The following is a 16,841-nucleotide window of genomic DNA, read 5'->3' on the forward strand; positions in this document are numbered from 1 at the left end:
TGTCCCCGGCGGGGCGCGGGCCGGTGGAGGGTGCTCGGCCCGCACCGGAGGCGGGGGCCGTGGGCCTGCTCGGGGTGTGCAGCGGCTTGTCGGCGGCGCTCCGCTGAACCGGAGTTGCCTGAGCGGCCGATGGCGTGTTCGGGGACGGGGGCGCGTCGGCGGCCCGGGCCGGTGCCGGGCGCGGGCCGCCGCCCGTGGACTCCCGGGCCGGACTCGGGGCCGGAGAACCCGAAGCGGCCGGCGCACCCGGAGCGGGAGCGGAGGATGCGGCGGTGGCGGCCGCCGCGTCCTCGGGTGGCACCCGGGGTGTCACCGGAAGGGCTCGCCGCTGCACCGCAGGGGTGTGCGGGGACCTGGTCAGGGAGGTCGAAGACCTGGGTGCCTGCCTGACCGGGGTCACGTCGACGCCCGCCGGGCGGGAGACCGGCACCGGCAGGGCCGCCCGCTGTACCGGCAGCCCCTCGAAGCCCCCGGCGCCCTGGTCCCCGTACGACACGACGGGCAGGGTGAGTGAGGGCAGCTCAAGCCCCGAGCCGGGTCGCGTCGGCGCGCTGAGCACACCCTTGACGAGCCCACCCGGCGCACCGTCGAGCACGGCGTGCGACAGGTTCCCCCGGAAGGAAGGGTTCTGCCACGTGCTCAGGCGTCCGCCGAACCCGGCGTCCGCGACGGGCCCGGCCGCGCCGGCGGTCACGCGCTGAATCGGGGGCAGCGCGGACCACCCGGCGGGCCGGACCCCTGCGGATGCAGGCCGGACCGCACCGGCATCCGATGCGGCACCCGCACCGGCATCCGATGCGGCACCCGCACCGGCATCCGGCTCCGTGGCGGCCGCCCCCTGTCCGCGGCCGCCCGTCAGACCACCCATCAGCCTGCCAAGAAGTCCCATGCCCTCACCCCTCCGCCGCGGCACGGGCGACGAACCCGGCGATCTGTTCGGTGTACCGGCGGCGGTCACGGTGCTCGAGGTCCAGGATTTCCTCCTGGCTCCAGTGGAAGTGGTAGGCGATGTACGCGATCTCCTCGTGCAGACGGTCGTTCGCGTACGTCACGATTCCCCCAGGCGGCTCCCGCCGAGTTCGACCTCGAACGGCTGCTCGCAGTGGGGACAGGTCACGCCCGCGCGGGTGTGCCCCTCGGCGTTGATCTGCCGGTAGAAGTCCTGGAGGAACGCCAGGTCGGAGGCGAACATGTTCTCCACCACCCCGTCGTGCACCAGCGGCAGGCTGCCCAGCCGGGTGATCACCCGGCCGAGCAGCACCACCGACAGATAGGCCGGGTTCTCCTGCACCCGCATGTCCCGCAGCGGGATCAGCTCGTCCCGGGCGGTCGCGAGCCGCATGGTCCCGTCCCGGTGCACGGCTCCGGCTTCGTCGACGTAGCCGCGCGGCAGTTCGAAGGAGAACTCCGTGCGCAGCGGCTGGGCCGCCGGGGCGGCGGCCGGAGCACCGGCGTGCAGCCCCGGTACCGCAGCCCCGGCCTCCGCCGTGGCGTTGCCGATCGCGTCGCCCGCGGCCACCGCCGCTGCGCCCGCCCTGAGAGCCGTACGGCGCATTATTCGATGACCAGTTCTTCGAACGTGATGGTCACGGTCTCGGTGAGCGCGGCGGCCTCGCCGGCCTTCACCGTGCTGGTGTCGACCTTGCTGCACCACGCGTTGCGCATGTTGTAGCGCTTGATCGGGTTGTCCTGGTAGTCCATCACCATGATCGTGGCGTTCTTGCGGGCGCTGCCCATGTTGCCCGCGACCGACTCGCTGATCCACTGGTTGAAGGCGGCGGACTGCGTCATACCGCGGACGACCGTGCAGGTGCCGGCCTTCTTCACGCCCGGCAGCTTCTTCGTCACGGCCTTGCCCTGCGAGGAGACCTGCTGGTACTCGATGACGTCCTGTTCGAGGCTGAGGCCGCTGACCTCCGCGAGGTACTCGACCATCACGCCGTCGATCTGGAGGCCGAAATTATGTGAGGTGAGGGCGTCACCCGGCTGAAGACTCATGTGTGCTGCGTCCTTCCAAGAAGTGTCGACTGGTACGAAGAAGCGGAGAAGCGGAGAAACGGAGAAGGGGGAGGGGAGGACTACTCCTCCAGCTCGCCGCTGCCGCTGGAGAACTGGGCCAGCCGGAAGATCACGAACTCGGCGGGCTTGACCGGCGCGATGCCGATCTCGCAGATGACGCGTCCGAGGTCCACGGACTCCGGCGGGTTGGTCTCCTCGTTGCACTTGACGTAGTACGCCTCTTCGGGCCGGGCGCCGAACAGGGCCCCGTTGCGCCACTCGTTGACCAGGAAGGCCGAGACGTTGCGCCGGATCCGCGCCCACAGGTGGTGGTCGTTCGGCTCGAACACCACCCACTGGGTGCCGATCAGGATCGACTCCTCCAGGTAGTTGAAGTAGCGGCGCACGTTCAGGTAGCGCCACGCCGGGTCGGAGGACATCGTGCGGGCACCCCAGACGCGGATGCCGCGGCCCGGGAAGGCGCGGATGCAGTTGACGCCGATCGGGTTGAGCAGGTCCTGCTCGCCGCGGGTGATCTGGAGCTCCAGGTCGACCGCGCCGCGTACGACCTCGTTGGCGGGCGCCTTGTGCACGCCGCGCTCGGAGTCGTTGCGGGCCCAGATGCCGGCGATGTGGCCGCTCGGCGGGACCAGCCGCGACTGGCCGGTGGCCGGGTCGAAGGCCTTGATCCAGGGGTAGTACAGGGCCGCGTACTTGGAGTCGTAGCCCGCGGTCTCCTGCCGCCAGACCCGGATCTGGCGGGCGTTCATGCCGGGCGGCGGATCGATGACGGCGACGCGGTCGCCCATCAGCTCGCAGTGCGCGATCAGCCCGAGCTGTACGGCCTTGACGGCCTCCAGGTCGATCGCGCCGCGCTGGTAGGCGGCCATCAGGTCGGGTACCGCGACCATCGAGATCTCGTCGACGGCCTCCAGGCCGCCGAAGCCGGTGCGGTCGGCGGAGTCGCCGAGGTACTGGGCGGGGCCGGGGTGGGACGCGTCCGCACCGGACGGAACGGCCGGCACGGGGGCCTGGGCCGGGGCTGCCAGCGCCACGGTCTGGTTCTCGGGGCGCGCCAGCTGCCCGGCGGGGGCGGACTCCTGCAGCGTGATGAGCTTGGAGTGCTCCTTGACCTGCGTCACGACGTAGTTGCGGCCGCCCTTCTTGGCGGTCACGTCGAACGTCTCGGCGACCTTGTCGCCGTCCTTGACGATCAGCTTGAACCGCTCGGGGGGTCCGTCGCCCTCCGGGTCGGCGACCTCCACGCGCAGGGAGCCGGGCGCAGCGGCGGCCACCGTGAAGGTGCCCAGCTGCTTCGGCTCGCCGGGCGGCAGCGCGGCGGGGGCCGCGGCGCCCTTCACCGCGGCGGAGGGGGAGGCGGAATCGGCGGACGCGCCCTCGGCGGCGCCGCCGACCCGGACGACGTAGGCGGCCGAACCGCCGTTGTTGAAGAAGCCGTAGACGCTGTGCGCCAGGTAGTACCCATCGGTGAAGTCACCGAAGGACGCGACGTACTGGGTCCAGTTGGTCACCAGAGTCGGCTCGTTCAGCGGGCCGGTCGGCGCGAGACCGACGAAGGCGGCCACGGAGGTGCCCACCCCCTCGATGGGGCGGGAGCCGCTGGCCACCTCCTCGACATATACGCCCGGCGACAGGTAGGACGGCATGCTCTGCTCTCCTCGGGGTGCGAGACAGTTGCCCCTACCCTCGGCGGAGAACCGGTCCGGCGTAACGGCCTCGGGTACCTGTTCGAGGGCAGCGCTGTTGCCCGCGCGGACAGGAAGGGCTGCCTCGCGGCCTCTGACCCGGCCGCCGGGGGCCGTCGTAGCGTCGTGGCGTGAGCCTTTGGACTTCTTTGGAGCCTGCCTCCGCGACCGTGGACCCCGGCAGCAGTACCACCGTTCGGCTGCGGCTGCGCAACACCGGCGACGTCGTCGACGAGTACCGCTTCGAGCCGGTCGGCGACATCGCACCGTGGACCGTCGTGGAGCCGCCCACGCTCCGGCTCTACCCAGGGACCACGGGCACGGTGGAGCTGACGTTCTCGCCGCCGCGCACCCCCGACGCGACCGCCGGGCCGAACCCGTACGCCGTACGCATCACGCCGACCGAGCATCCCGAGGCGGTGACCGTCCCCGAGGGCAACCTCACCATCACGCCGTTCAGCGAGATGCGCACGGAGCTGGTGCCGCCCACCGTCAAGGGCCGCTTCCGCGGCCGCCCCAAGCTCGCCATCGACAACATCGGCAACACCACGCTCACCGCGTCCATCAGCGGCAGCGACAACGGCGACCAGCTGTCGTACGACATCACCCCGAGCAACGTCCAGATCGCGCCGGGCCGCGCCGCATTCGTGAAGACGAAGCTCAAGCCGCGCGAGATCATCTGGTTCGGCTCGAAGCAGCAGCGGCCGTACACGCTGGCCGTACACCGGTCGGGGACGGCCCCGGTCGACGTCGAAGGCAGGTACGTCCAGCGCGGGTTCCTGCCCGGCTGGCTCGCCACCTTCCTCGGCATACTCCTGGCCCTGATCGTCACGTTCGTGATGCTCTGGATCGCGTACAAGCCCCAGGTCCGCAGCGCGGCGGTGGAGAAGATCCAGGAGGCCGGCGCGACCACGCTCCCGTCGCCGGGTCCGAGCCTGGCCCCGCCGCCCGTCGAGCCCTCCTCCGCGGCCCCGGGCGGCGACCCGATGCCGTCCAAGGCTCCGCAGGGCGGTGGAGGCGGAGGCGGCGGTGGGGGTGGTGGCGGAGCAGGAGCCTCACAGCCCCCCGCGAAGAAGCCCGAGCCGCACTCCGTGAACAACATCCTGCTCAGGCTCAGGGAGGCCAAGGCCTGCGCCGACGTTCCGGGCCGCGACGCGGCCGAGCGGGGCGCCCCCGTCAACACGGGCACCTGCAACCCGAGCCCCGACGAGAACGAGCGGTGGAACCTGGAGCTGGCCGACCCCAAGGCGGGTCCCGGAGGCACGGCCCTCTTCCTGATCCGCGCGGTCAAGGGCGGGCTCTGCATGGACCTTCCGGGGCGGGGCGCCAAGCCCACCGACACCCCGGTGTCCACGTACGGCTGCAACAGCAAGACCGACAACCAGCTGTGGTGGCTGGAGAAGCAGGACAGCGACACCTACTGGATCCGCAACGCCTCCAGCAACAACACCTGCCTGGACAAGGCGCGCACGGGCAGCACGCCGCTGCGGCTCGTCGTCCACGACTGCGTCAAGGGCGAGACCCAGAACTGGCAGCTCGTCAACCCCATCCTGCCCAACTGGCAGATCGTCCACCCGTGAACACCTCGTACGGGTGAGACCCCGGTGCCCCGGCACTCGATGACCGCCGGGGCACCGGGGTCTCACCCGTACGGCGACCGCTACCAGCCGCCCTCGCCCGGCACCAGGCGGCCGGCCTTGCGGTACTCGCGGCGGGCACCCTCCAGCAGATCGGCGGTCGTGACGGCCTCGCCCCGGCCGGCTGCGGCGTAGGCGGCGGTGACGACGGCGCTTCGGATCGACCCGCCGGCCAGTTCGAAGTCGCGGGCGCACGCGCCCGGGTCGGTGTCGTCCGCGCACGGCACGAGGGCGAGGGCGTGCCGCCACAGCGCGAGGCGCTGCTTCGTGTCGGGGAACGGGAAGTCGATCACGAGGTCCAGCCGCCGGGTGAACGCCTCGTCGATGTTGGCCCGCAGATTCGTCGTGAGCAGCGCGATGCCGTCGAAGGACTCCAGGCGCTGGAGCAGGTACGCGCTCTCCATGTTGGCGTACCGGTCGTGCGAGTCCTTGACCTCGGAGCGCTTGCCGAAGACGGCGTCGGCCTCGTCGAACAGGAGCACGGCATCGGTCCGGCCGGCCTCGGTGAAGATCCGTTCCAGGTTCTTCTCGGTCTCGCCCACGTATTTGTCGACGATCGAGGAGAGCTGCACGACGTAGAGGTCGAGGCCCAGTTCGGCGGCGACGACCTCGGCCGACAGTGTCTTTCCGGTACCGGACTCGCCGGCGAAGAGCCCCAGGACGCCATGGCCCCGGCCGCCGCCGGCGCTGAGCCGCCAGTCGCCGAGGACCCGGTCGCGGTGGCGGGCCCGCAGGGCGAGTTCGTGCAGCTGGGCCAGCGGTTCGTCCGGCAGGACCAGGTCCCCCCAGCCCACGTCGGGCCGGATCCGGCGGGCATGGCGCTCCAGGCCGGACGCGGACTGCTGACGGGCGGCGAGCCGCAGATGGGCGGCGGTCGTCGGGATGCCGTCGAAGGCGGCGAGCTCCCGTGCGGCGCGCGCGGCGCGGACGATCCGGTCGGCGCCGAGGTGGTACGGGGCCACGGTCGCCGCCAGGTCGAACCCCGGTGCCCCGCCGAGCGCGGCCGACCAGGCCGGCTCGGCGTCCGCCGGCAGCCGCGGCGCTTCCAGGACCAGCGGGTCCCGGTCGCACCACTGGGGGTCATAGGGCCGCTCGCCGATGAACACCACGGGGACGTCCGCCGTGGCCAGCGCCCGGATCAGCGGGCCCGCCTCGTCCGGCACCTGTGACACGACGAGCGCGCAGCCGCGCAGCCGGGCCTCGCGCAGGAGTTCCGGGTACGGTACGTCGCCGCTCGGGGAGGTGACGTGCAGGGCCTCGAGACCCGCCGCGCGCATGGCCGCCGCGGCGACGGCCAGCCCGTCGCCCTCGCGCTGTTCGCGCAGGTAGACGCAGAGCCGGGAGGCGGCGACCAGCCGTTCGGCGAGCCTGCGGGTGAAGTCCTCGTCGTACGGTCCCGGGGGCGCGGCGAGCGGGCGTACGCGGTGCGCGAGCGCGGCGTCCGGGGCGTCGTCGCCGAGCAGATGGGCGATGAGCCGGTCCGGGACGCGCAGCGGGCGGCTGAGGAAGGGCCGTTCGGGCTCCTCGACCTCGATCAGACCGAGCGCGCACAGGGGCGCCGACGGATGGAACCTGGCCCGTGCCCGCGCCAGGTGTACGGGGAGTCCGCACAGGTCGAGAGCGAGGCCGGTAGTGGCCCTGCGCCGGCTGACGTCGTCGTTCAGGTAGCCGTACAGCGGCTCGAAGGTGCGGTCGACGTCGGGCGCGAGGGCGACGAGGAGCAGGCGGGCGTCCAGCTCGGTGAGTCCGTGCCGGTGCGCGAGTCGCGCCAGGCGGTCGCCGCCTTCCGGCGCCGTGGCCTCGTCGAGGGCCCGCCCCGTTGCCTCCGGCTCGTGGGGCTCGGCGTACGGATCCGGCACCGCGGAGTCCAGCAGGTGCCGTACGGCGTCGGCGGACAGGTACAGCCCCCGCAGCGGGTCGGCGGCCGTGGGATCGGTGGCGCTGCGCTGCTCGACGAGCAGGGCGACCCGCTCGCGGACCCGGTCCAGCCGGGCGAGGAGCGCGGGGGCCGCGTCGGAATCGGTTGTTCCGGGCGCGGGTCCGGGGCCTGGGGAGAGGGGCATCGTGTGTTCCCGGTGGGCGGAGGCGTACGGGCTCATCGCGGCTCACCTGCGACGACGGCGGCGCGGGCCGCGGCAGCCGCGGCCGCCGCCGCGTGCCGTGGCTGGTGCCGCCGCTCCGGAGAGTCCTCCAGGCTGCCGTCGAGCGCCCGTACGCGCACCGCGCCCTCCGATACCGGCGGGCCGACGTCGTACTCGGGGTACGCGGGGAACGGCGCGGTCACCACCACGTCCAGGGACGGCTTGAGTTCACCGCCGAGGGCGGACCAGATCTCGGCCAGGGACCGCGACTCCGTCTGGATGCCGGCGACCGTGATGGGTACCGACAGTCCCAACGCGCGCAGCGATCCGGGAAGTTCCTCGGCGGACAGGATCTCGCGGGGCAGCAGGGTGGCCAGTACCGCGGACAGCAGTCGGTGTTCGTCCTTGGGCTGTTTCGTCCAGGCCGTGACGAGATAGGACAGCCGGAACCAGCGGGGCGGCTGGCGGCGCTTGAGGATCGCTCCGCGGTCGTCACCGACCGGGACGGTGCCGCGGTGACGCCGGTTCACGTCCTCGCGGATGTCGTACAGGTAGGCGTTGACGGCGGTGGCGTTGCGCCTGGCGGACCAGTCGCGGGTCGGGGCATCGAAGGAGACGCCGATGCCGGAACCGGCCAGCGCGCCACCCGTCAGCAGCCGTTCGAGGACTTCGTCCACCTCGTGGATCATCGTCGTGCTCCCGCCTTGCCTGAGGTGCCGCCGCCTGCCGTGATCGCCTGACGGGCGCCGTCGAATTCTTCTTCTCGCCGCATCCGGCCCGCAAGCACTCGGGGGCGGACCGCGGTGTCCGGGCGGCCCTGCGGCGTTGCCCTCGGAGTCGGGTGCGGCCGTCGGGTGCAGCGCTCAGACGCGGCGGTCGGAGGCGGCGGCCGGAGGCAGCGCTCAGACGCAGCCGTCGGAGGCGGGCTCAGATATAGCCCTCGCGCAGGGCGTAGGCCACGGCATGCGCCCGGTTGCGCAGGTGGAGACGGGTGGTCAGCCCGTGCATGACGTTCTTGACGGTGCGTTCGGAGTACGAGAGCTTGTCGGCTATCTCGGCGGTGTCCAGCCCCTCCGCGATCAGCCGCAGCACATCCGCTTCGCGGGTCGTCAGCCCCGTGACAGGCGCACCGGTCCGTCCGGCGGCGGACCGCTGGAGCATGCGCACCTGGCCCAGGAGCCGGCCGAGCAGGTCGGTGGGGAGGTCGCCATCGCCGCGCGAGGCCGCGAGCACGGCCTGCAGCAGACGGTGCGTGGTGGCCTCGTGGCGCCAGATGACGGCTCCGACACCGCACTCGATGACATCGAGGAGTTCGGCCTCCCGCACGGTGTTCACCACGAGGACGGCGCGCGCGCCTTCGCCCCGTACGAGTCGGCGCAGGCGGGCGAAGGTGGCCTCGTCCGGCGTCTCCTCGATCAGCACCGCCACGGTCCCGGGCCCGGTCTCCGCCTCGTCGCGGAGGTCGATCACGGGGTGCTGGCGCAGCTGGCTGACCGCTCCCGCCCGGGAGATCGGATCCGGAGCGTGGACCACGACCCGGATCCGGTGCCCCGGTGCCGCCGCCTGGCCGTCGACCGCTCCGGCCGATCCGGTCTTTGCGGTCACGAATGAGGTGGTCAAAAGGTCCCCTAAGTCGGCGTGACGCCTGCCCTCTTTGTGAGATGCGTGACAGACGGACGGCCATCACACTCGTGCACTCGCGGTACGTCGGACAATCGTGGAGAACCACGAGCCACACCACAGGGCCGACCACGAGATGTCCACGAGATCGGGAGTCAGCCATGTCCGTACCGGGACCGCTCCACGAGCGTCACCGGGCCATGGCGATGATCGCTTCCGAGTGCGAGCGCGCCCGGTCGGGCTCCGGCGGCCTGGTGTTGCTGAAGGGGACCACGGGCAGCGGGCGCACCGCGCTCCTGGAGGCCGTCGCCGAGCAGGCGGCGGCGCACGGCATGTGGGTGCTGCGGGCACGTTGTTCACCCGGGCCTGTTACGCCGTTCGCTGCCGTTAAACAACTGTTCGACGACGGACCGGAGTTGGCGTGTCCCACGGTGGAGGTCCCGACCGAGGCCGACCCCACCGCCGCTGTCCATCGCGAACGGGCTGCGTGGTTGTGGCGCGCGCTGCTCGAATGGACGGAAGAGGCCCCGCTGTTCCTGGCCGTGGACGACGTCCACCTCGCCGATCCGCTCTCGCGCGGCTGGCTCGTCGAGGCCGCGCGGCTGGTGGCCCGCCTGCCGGTGCTGCTCGTGGCAACCGAGCGCAGTCAGTACGACGTCGAGCCGCCGGAGCCGGGCTTGGCCCACGCGCTCCCGCCGCACCTCGTCCGCACCCACACCCTGAGCCCGCTCAGCCCGGCCGGGTCGGTGGAGCTGGTCCGTTCGGTCATCGGTGAGGTGCCCTCGCAGGCATGGGTGGACGAGGTGGTGCGGGCCGGGGGCGGCCATCCGCTGCTCCTGCGCGCCCTGCTGGACGACCTGGGGGCGCAGGCGCAGGATCCGGGCCCTGCGGGCACCTCGGCGGTGCCGGACAGCTGCGCGGCGCTGTACCCGGGGGCCTATCCGGCCGCCGTCTCGTGGTGGCTGGACGGCGCGGGGACCGCCACCGTCGAGGTCGCCCGCGCGCTCGCCGTGGTGAGCGACGGCCGCGGCGGCGCCGCCGCCGGGGGCGGGCATCGGGAGGTCCGCGAGGACGGCGACGCCGGACTGCTCGCCGACATGACGGGCGCCGATCCCGCACGGGTGCACGGCTGGCTCACCGCCATGACCGGCCTGGGGCTGCTGCGCCCGGGCCCGGACGGCCGCCACGGCTACGCCCATCCGCTGCTGCGCGACGCCGTGGTGAGCGGCTGGTCCGGCGACCGGAGGAAGACAGCCCACGGCAGGGCGGCCGAGGTGATGCTGCGCCGCGGCGCGGGCGCCGAGGCCGTGGCCGGACAACTGCTGCGCGCACCCGCGCCCTTCGGGACGTGGGCCGCCGACGTCCTGCTCGACGCCGCGGCCCGCGCGGTCGGGGCGGGCCGTACCGAGCACGGGGCCGCGTTCCTGCGGCGCGCGCTGGACGAGGCGATGCCACCCGCCCGCCGGGCTGCGGTCCTGACCGAACTGGGCTCCCTGGAATTCACCGGCGGCCGGTCGGCGGCCGGCCTGCCCCGGCTCGCCGAGGCCGTGCAGGCGGCGGACACGCCCGGGGACCGGGTGCGCTCGGCGCTGGCGCTCGGTACGGCACTGGCCGGACGGGGCGAGGTACGGGCGGCCGTAGGCGCACTGTGCTCTCTGGAGGAGCAGCTGACGGACCGCCAAGACCTGGTGCGCACGCTGTGGTCCGCCTCGGCACTGCTGTCGGACCACGACCAGTCCGTACGGCGTGAGGTGTACGGGCGGCTGCGCGAGACGGCCGGGCGCTCGCCGGACCTGGTCGGCACGGCCGGGCAGGCGCTGCTCGTGCGGTACGAGGCGACGGCCGGCCTGGTCTCGGCCCAGGCGGCGATCGGCCGCATCCGGGCCCTGCTGGAGGCCCCCGCCGACCCGCTCGCGGAATCGATTCTTCTTGGTGCGTCCGCGGCCGTAGCCCTGTGGGCCGACGAACTGGACGAGGCCGAGCGCCTGGCCGGGCGAGGTCTGGCCGGGCAGCACGCCTCGCTGCTGCATCCCATGCACACGGAGCTGCGGAACGTGCGGGCGGATCTCGCCGCCGCGCGCGGCGGCTACGCCGAGATGCTCGCCGAACCCGACGTGCGTCAGGCCCTCGACGCCGTCGGCAGTGCGCGCCCGCCGATGAACGCGGCTGCCGCCGCTGTCTTCGCGCTGGTCGAAACCGGCCGTACGGAGCAGGCCGCGGTGCTCGCGGACCGCAGCGACCCGCGGGACGCGCACGACTCCTGCGAGCTGCCCCGCTTCCTGTACGCGCGCGGCCGTCTGCGTGCCGCGTGCGGCGATCCGGCCGGTGCGCTCGACGACTTCCTGGAGTGCGGGCGGCGCCAGGCGGAACGGGACGTGGTCAGCCCGGTCGCCACTCCGTGGCGGACGGCCGCGGCCGAGTGCCGGCTGGTCCTGGGCCGGCCGGAGGAGGCCCTCGGCCTGGCCCAGGAAGAGTTGCGGCTGGCCGCCGTCTGGAACACGCCGCGCCTGGTGGGGCGTTGTCTGCGCGTCCTGGGCACGGCGACGGGCGGCTTGCGCGGCCTCGGACTGGCAGAGGAGGCCGTAGGGCTGCTGCGGGACACCCCGGCCGAGACGGAACTGATCCCGGCGCTCATTGCCCAGGGCCGGCAGCTCGTCGCCGCCGGAGACCGGACACTCGCCCGCGATCCGCTGCGGGAGGCGGCCGAACGCGCCGAGCGCATCGGTGCGGTCCGCCTGCGCGCCATGGCCGAGCACGTACTGCGCGAGGGCGGTGCCCGCCGCTCCGCGACGCCGCACACCGGGCCGGCCGCGCTGACCGGCAGTGAGCGGCGCATCGCGGAACTCGCCGCGGGCGGCCGGACGAACGCCGAGATCGGCGATCTCCTGCACCTCGCTCGGCGTACCGTCGAAACCCACCTGACCAACGCGTACCGCAAGCTCGGCATCCGCCGGCGCGCGGAACTCCCGGCGGCGCTGGACCGGCTGTTGGTCGGTGGGAAGTAGGGCGCGGCGGACATGACGTAGCTGTGTTCACGGGTCCATGGAACCCGACGGTTCTGACATCGCGTCAAGGGTGCCCTGAACCTGTGGATGTTGAACGATCAAGAGTTATCCACAGGGGTTTCGGGATCCGATCGTCCGCGGGACCGTCGGGGCATGACGAACGACCGCGAATCACGCACCCCGTCCGACCGACCCTCCATCAACCCGTCCGGACCCGCCCTCGACCCTCGGATCACCCTGCGCAGCCCGGCCGAACTGGCCGACGCGTTGCCCTACATGCTCGGTTTCCATCCCACCGACTCCCTCGTCATGGTCACCGTGCACGGCGAGGGCGGCCGCTTCGGCGGACGGCTCCGCGTCGGCATCCCCTCGGCCCCCGCGGAATGGGAGGACACCGCCAGGCAGGTCGCCGACTGTCTGGTCCGGGGCAGCGAGCGGCGCGGCGACAAGCCCGACGGCATCGTCGTCTTCCTCTGTCAGGACCCGGCCGACGGCGAGAGCGGCCAGCGGGTGATGACCCGGCTGCGGCCGCTGGCCCAACGCATCCGGCTGGCCTGCGGCGCGCTCGACGTGCCCGTGATGGAAGCGCTCTGCATCTCCGGAGGCCGGTACTGGTCCTACTGCTGCCCCGACGAGCGGTGCTGCCCGGCCGAGGGCAGCCCACTGGCCGCGACCGGCACCTCGGTGATGGCGGCGACGGCCACCTTCGCCGGGCTCCAGGTCAGGGGCTCCCTCCGGGAGATCGAAGGCCGGCTGGCACCACTGCGCGGCGGTGCGGCGGTGGAGATGGAGGGGGCCCTGGACAGGGCGGCCGCCGCCCTCGTGCCGAAGATCCTCGACGGGGCCACCCGGCAGGAGGTCGGTGCGGAGACCGTCACGCTGGCCCGCACCCTGATGCGGCGGATGACCCTCGCCCCGCCCGTCGAGGGCGGCCCCGGAGCAGACGAGTGGGACGACGCCCTGCTCGGCCACGACGAGGCCGCCACCGTGATCCTCGGGCTCCAGGACCGCGAGATCCGGGACGTCGCGGCCGAGTGGATGGAGGGCGAGGAAGCGGCCCCCGCCCTGCGGCTGTGGCGGGCGCTGGCCCGCCGATGCGTCGGGGCCTACGGGGAGCATGCGGCGGCCCCTCTCACCCTCGCCGGCTGGGTCTCGTGGTCCACCGGCGACGAGCCGACCGCCCGGATCGCCCTCGGGCTGGCCCTGCGGGCCGACGCCGAGTACCGCTTCGCCCAGCTGCTCCACCACGCCTGCAACGAGGGCATCGACCCGGAGGGGCTGCGGGCCTGCCTGCGGGAGGAGCGGCGGCGCCGGGAACCCCGCCGCAAGCGTGCAGCGGCCACCACCCGCCCTCCGGGTCGTCGCCGGGAGGCGCAGTCCGGCCGCGAGACCCGCCGCGCCGCGGGGAGCGAACAGTGAGCCGGGACCGGGACTGGGACTGGGACCGGGACCGGGACCGAGGCAGGGGCAGGGGCAGTGGTGCGGGCCCGGGCAGGAGCGGAGGGCATCCCGTGGGGCGGATCCGGAACGCTGCGATCACTGCCCTGCGGCGGCGACTGCGTCACCGGCACGGCCCAGTACGGGCGCAGCCGCCCCCGGGGCCCGTGACCCGGGCGGGGGCGGGGGCGTTCAGCTGGAGGGTGGCGGGGGCCCGGCCGCGCCGCCGCCCAGCGAAACCGGCCGGAGCGCAGACAGCCCAGACAAGGCGACCCATGGCCCACTCCGTACCGCCCGCCCGCAGGACCGAGTTGCCGCCCGTGCACGGCGCCGTCATCTGCGTCGCCGCGCCCTGCCTGGTCATCTCGCCGGAACACGGTCAGCTGACAGGACGGGGGATCGACGGGATCTACCGCTCCGGACGGAGGCTGCTGTCCCGCTGCGTGCTCCGGGTCGGCGGCCGGGAGCCGGTAGCCGTCCAGGGGCGCAGCCTCGGCTCCGACCGGGCTGCCTTCACCGCGACCGTCCGTACCGGGGCCGAAGCCGGCCCCGACCCCGACATCGGGGTGGAACGGGTCCGGCACGCGGACGGCACCGAGCGGATCACCCTGCGCAGTTTCACGGCCCGGCCGATGCGCCTTCCGGTGGAGGTGGCGCTCGGCACCGACCTGGCGGAGCTGGCAGCGGTGGCCGCCGGCCGGACCGGACCCGAACTGCCGGCCGGGGTGCACGCCGCCGGGCTGCGCTGGAGCAGCGGGGAGGCGCAGGCCGTCACCGCGGCCGAGCCGGCCCCGGACGACGCCCTCGCCTCGGCGGGACTGCTGCGCTGGCAGCTCGAGCTGGGGCCGGGGGAGTCCCGCACCATCGAGCTGCGGACCACGCAGGACCGCACGACGCGGGCACCGGCCGGGCAGGTGGCCAATCCGCTGGCCGACGCCCGGGCCGAGGGGGACGACCCGCGGGTCGAGGCCTGGTTCCGCACCAGCGTCGAGGACCTCGGCGCGTTGCTGATGCGGGATCGAGAGGAGCCGGCCGACGCCTTCGCCGCGGCGGGGGTGCCATGGCGGCTCGGACTGGCCCCGGCGGAGTCCCTCTGGGCCGCCCGGATGGCGCTGCCGCTCGGGACCGGGCTCGCCGCGGCCACCCTGCGCACCCTCGCCCGGACCCAGACCGGAGGCAGCGGCCCCGACGCCGGGAAGATCCCGGGGCCGCTGCGCGGGGCGGGTCCGCAGCTGCCGCCGGGGTGCACCGGCACCGAGGCGACCCTCGCCTTCCCGGCGGTGCTCGCCGAGGCCCGGCGGTGGGGGATGCCCGAGGAGGAGGTGGCACGGCTCCTCCCCGCGGCCGAGGGGTGCCTCGAGTGGCTCCGCGGCGCCCTGGGGCAGGACGGCTTCCTGGCCGATCCCGATCCCGGTCCGCGCCGCTGCGAGACCCAGGCCCACGCCCACCGGGCCGCGCTGCTCGGGGCCGACCTGCTCGCCGGATGCGGGCGGCCCGCAGCCGAGGAATGGCGGGAGTGGGCGGCCGCGCTGCGGGAGCGGTTCCGGGAGGCGTTCTGGATCGACGGCCCGGACGGCGGACGGCCCGCGGCGGCCCTGCACCCCGACGGGCGGCCGCTGCCACGGCTGACGGGGGCCGCCGCCCACCTCCTGGACACCGGCCTGCTGGGTGGCGGCCGGCTCGCCCCGGGGCTGCTGGACCGGGTCCGTACCGAACAGCTCGCCCGCCTCCTCGGGGCCCCCGCCATGGATTCCGGATGGGGGCTGCGCAGCATGGCGTTCCGGGAGCCGGGTCACAACCCCTTCGGTCACCGCTCGGGCGCGGTGCGGGCGTACGAGAGCGCCGTGGCCGTCGCCGGGCTGGCCCAGGCCGGCTTCGAGAAGGAGGCCGCCGGACTGCTGCGCGGCCTGCTGGATGCCGCGGAGAGCTTCGGGTACCGGCTGCCGGAGATGTACGCCGCCGAGCAGCGCACGGTGGGCAGCGCCCCGCTTCCGCACCCGGCGGCCTGCCGCCCCGCGGCGGTGGCCGCTGCCGCAGGGGTCCATGCCCTGGCCGCCCTCGGTGGGATCCGTCCCGACGCCCCCGCGGGCACGGTCGCCCTCGTCCCGCTGCCCGGTGCTCCCCTCGGCGCCCTCCGGTTCTCCGGCCTGCGGGTCTCGGGGGAGCCGTTCGCCGTCCGGATCAGCCGGCTCGGCCTGGCCATGGTGGAGGAGGCGGCCGATGCGCTCCAACTGGGCGGTTAGGGGTGTCCGGCGGATCATGGCCGGGCCCGGGGCGTCTGGCACCGTGCCTTGCCGCGTTGTCGTCGGTCGCCGATGTCCCCCGGCTACCGCTGGGAGTTGTTCCCGCCGCAGTGGCTCTCTCCTCCGCCGTGCAATTCACGGCACAGCCGGCCCGGGCCGTCCGACCCTGACCCGCCGGACACCCCCGGCTCGTCGATCGCCGCCTTCGGGATCACGAAAGCTCTGTTTATCGTCAGGCAGACGACTATGATCGCGGCATGTCGCCCTACGACCCGTCGGCCTATCCGCCCTTCGCTGTCACCGTCGACCTGGTCGTGCTCACCGTGCGGCGTCACGCGCTCTGTGCGCTGGTCGTCCGGCGGGGTGAGCAGCCGTTCCAGGGACGCTGGGCCCTGCCCGGCGGCTTCGTGCGCGGAGACGAGGACCTGGCCGCGGCCGCGGCCAGGGAGCTCTCCGAGGAAACCGGCCTGTGCGCCCACGATCCGGCCGAGCCGGGCGCGGGCAACGGGGCGCACCTCGAACAGCTGGCCACGTACGGGGATCCGAAGCGGGATCCGCGCATGCGTGTCGTCAGCGTCGCGCATCTGGTCCTGGCTCCGGACCTGCCCGCACCCCGGGCCGGTGGAGACGCCAACAGCGCGCGCTGGGCCTCCGTCGACGAGCTCCTGGCCGTCGAGGACGAGGCGGCCTCGGGGCTGGCCTTCGACCACGCCCGGATTCTCGCCGACGGCGTGGAGCGGGCCCGCTCCAAGATCGAGTACTCCTCGCTGGCCACCGCGTTCTGCCCGCCCGCGTTCACCGTCGGCGAGCTGCGCCGGGTCTACGAGGCCGTGTGGGGTGTGGCCCTCGACCCCCGCAACTTCCACCGCAAGGTCACCGGGACCCCTGGGTTCCTGGTGCCGGCCGGAGGGACGACGACCCGTCAGGGCGGTCGGCCCGCCCAGCTGTTCCGGGCCGGCGGGGCGAACCTGCTCAACCCGCCCATGCTGCGCCCGGAAGTCTGAGGCCCCGCCGCCCGCGCTCCCGTCGCCCGCGCTCCCGCCACCGTCGCCCCCGCCTCCCGCGCCCCCGCGGCCCGGGCCGTCGTCGACACGGCCGCGAACGCACCCTGGTT

12 protein-coding genes and 1 pseudogene are annotated in these 16,841 nt (G+C 74.0%); 5 read left to right on the forward strand and 8 right to left on the reverse strand.

The features are described from left to right. From ACZ5WG_RS28215 to ACZ5WG_RS28235, 5 genes and pseudogenes are all read right to left on the reverse strand, one after another. A pseudogene (locus tag ACZ5WG_RS28215) lies at positions 1 to 694 on the reverse strand (hypothetical protein); the annotation flags it as partial. 199 nt (positions 695 to 893) lie between these two features. Further along, a complete protein-coding gene (locus tag ACZ5WG_RS28220; RefSeq protein WP_376011571.1) occupies positions 894 to 1,052 on the reverse strand; it encodes a DUF6760 family protein in 159 nt (52 codons plus the stop codon). After that, positions 1,049 to 1,555 carry a hypothetical protein gene (locus ACZ5WG_RS28225; protein ID WP_468726775.1) on the reverse strand — a complete coding sequence of 169 codons (507 nt, stop codon included), beginning with the start codon at positions 1,553 to 1,555 and terminating at the stop codon, positions 1,049 to 1,051. The genes ACZ5WG_RS28220 and ACZ5WG_RS28225 overlap by 4 nt, the downstream gene beginning before the upstream one ends. Then, positions 1,555 to 1,998 carry a phage tail protein gene (locus ACZ5WG_RS28230; RefSeq protein WP_468726777.1) on the reverse strand — a complete coding sequence of 148 codons (444 nt, stop codon included), beginning with the start codon at positions 1,996 to 1,998 and terminating at the stop codon, positions 1,555 to 1,557. The genes ACZ5WG_RS28225 and ACZ5WG_RS28230 overlap by 1 nt, the downstream gene beginning before the upstream one ends. Before the next feature lie 80 nt (positions 1,999 to 2,078). Beyond that, positions 2,079 to 3,665 (reverse strand): phage tail sheath subtilisin-like domain-containing protein, encoded by a 1,587-nt coding sequence (locus ACZ5WG_RS28235; RefSeq protein ID WP_468726778.1) that lies wholly within the window; start codon positions 3,663 to 3,665, stop codon positions 2,079 to 2,081. A gap of 170 nt (positions 3,666 to 3,835) precedes the next feature. Between ACZ5WG_RS28235 and ACZ5WG_RS28240 the strand changes: the two genes are divergently transcribed. After that, entirely contained in the window at positions 3,836 to 5,284 is a 1,449-nt protein-coding gene (locus ACZ5WG_RS28240; protein WP_468726780.1) for an RICIN domain-containing protein, read from the forward strand. 80 nt (positions 5,285 to 5,364) lie between these two features. Here ACZ5WG_RS28240 and ACZ5WG_RS28245 read toward each other — a convergent pair whose 3' ends face one another. The 3 genes from ACZ5WG_RS28245 to ACZ5WG_RS28255 form a co-directional block, all read right to left on the reverse strand. Then, complete coding sequence (locus ACZ5WG_RS28245) at positions 5,365 to 7,440, reverse strand: ATP-binding protein (RefSeq protein ID WP_468726781.1); 2,076 nt, start codon at positions 7,438 to 7,440, stop codon at positions 5,365 to 5,367. Next, positions 7,437 to 8,111: a Pvc16 family protein gene (locus tag ACZ5WG_RS28250; RefSeq protein WP_468726782.1), complete on the reverse strand. Its 675-nt coding sequence runs from the start codon at positions 8,109 to 8,111 to the stop codon at positions 7,437 to 7,439. Before ACZ5WG_RS28250 ends, ACZ5WG_RS28245 begins: the two co-directional genes overlap by 4 nt. 238 nt (positions 8,112 to 8,349) lie before the next feature. Then, positions 8,350 to 9,027: a helix-turn-helix transcriptional regulator gene (locus tag ACZ5WG_RS28255; RefSeq protein ID WP_468726783.1), complete on the reverse strand. Its 678-nt coding sequence runs from the start codon at positions 9,025 to 9,027 to the stop codon at positions 8,350 to 8,352. Positions 9,028 to 9,203: 176 nt separating this feature from the next. Here ACZ5WG_RS28255 and ACZ5WG_RS28260 point away from each other — a divergent pair, with 176 nt between their 5' ends. From ACZ5WG_RS28260 to ACZ5WG_RS28275, 4 genes are all read left to right on the forward strand, one after another. Continuing rightward, entirely contained in the window at positions 9,204 to 12,047 is a 2,844-nt protein-coding gene (locus ACZ5WG_RS28260) for an AAA family ATPase (RefSeq protein ID WP_468726784.1), read from the forward strand. 153 nt (positions 12,048 to 12,200) lie between these two features. Next, positions 12,201 to 13,466 (forward strand): DUF4192 domain-containing protein, encoded by a 1,266-nt coding sequence (locus ACZ5WG_RS28265; protein ID WP_468726786.1) that lies wholly within the window; start codon positions 12,201 to 12,203, stop codon positions 13,464 to 13,466. Positions 13,467 to 13,759: 293 nt separating this feature from the next. Further along, a complete protein-coding gene (locus ACZ5WG_RS28270; RefSeq protein ID WP_468726787.1) occupies positions 13,760 to 15,727 on the forward strand; it encodes a glycogen debranching N-terminal domain-containing protein in 1,968 nt (655 codons plus the stop codon). 257 nt (positions 15,728 to 15,984) lie between these two features. After that, a complete protein-coding gene (locus ACZ5WG_RS28275; RefSeq protein WP_468726788.1) occupies positions 15,985 to 16,731 on the forward strand; it encodes an NUDIX hydrolase in 747 nt (248 codons plus the stop codon). Positions 16,732 to 16,841 lie beyond the last annotated feature (110 nt).

It is taken from the genome of Streptomyces sp. NPDC032745, from assembly GCF_055579465.1.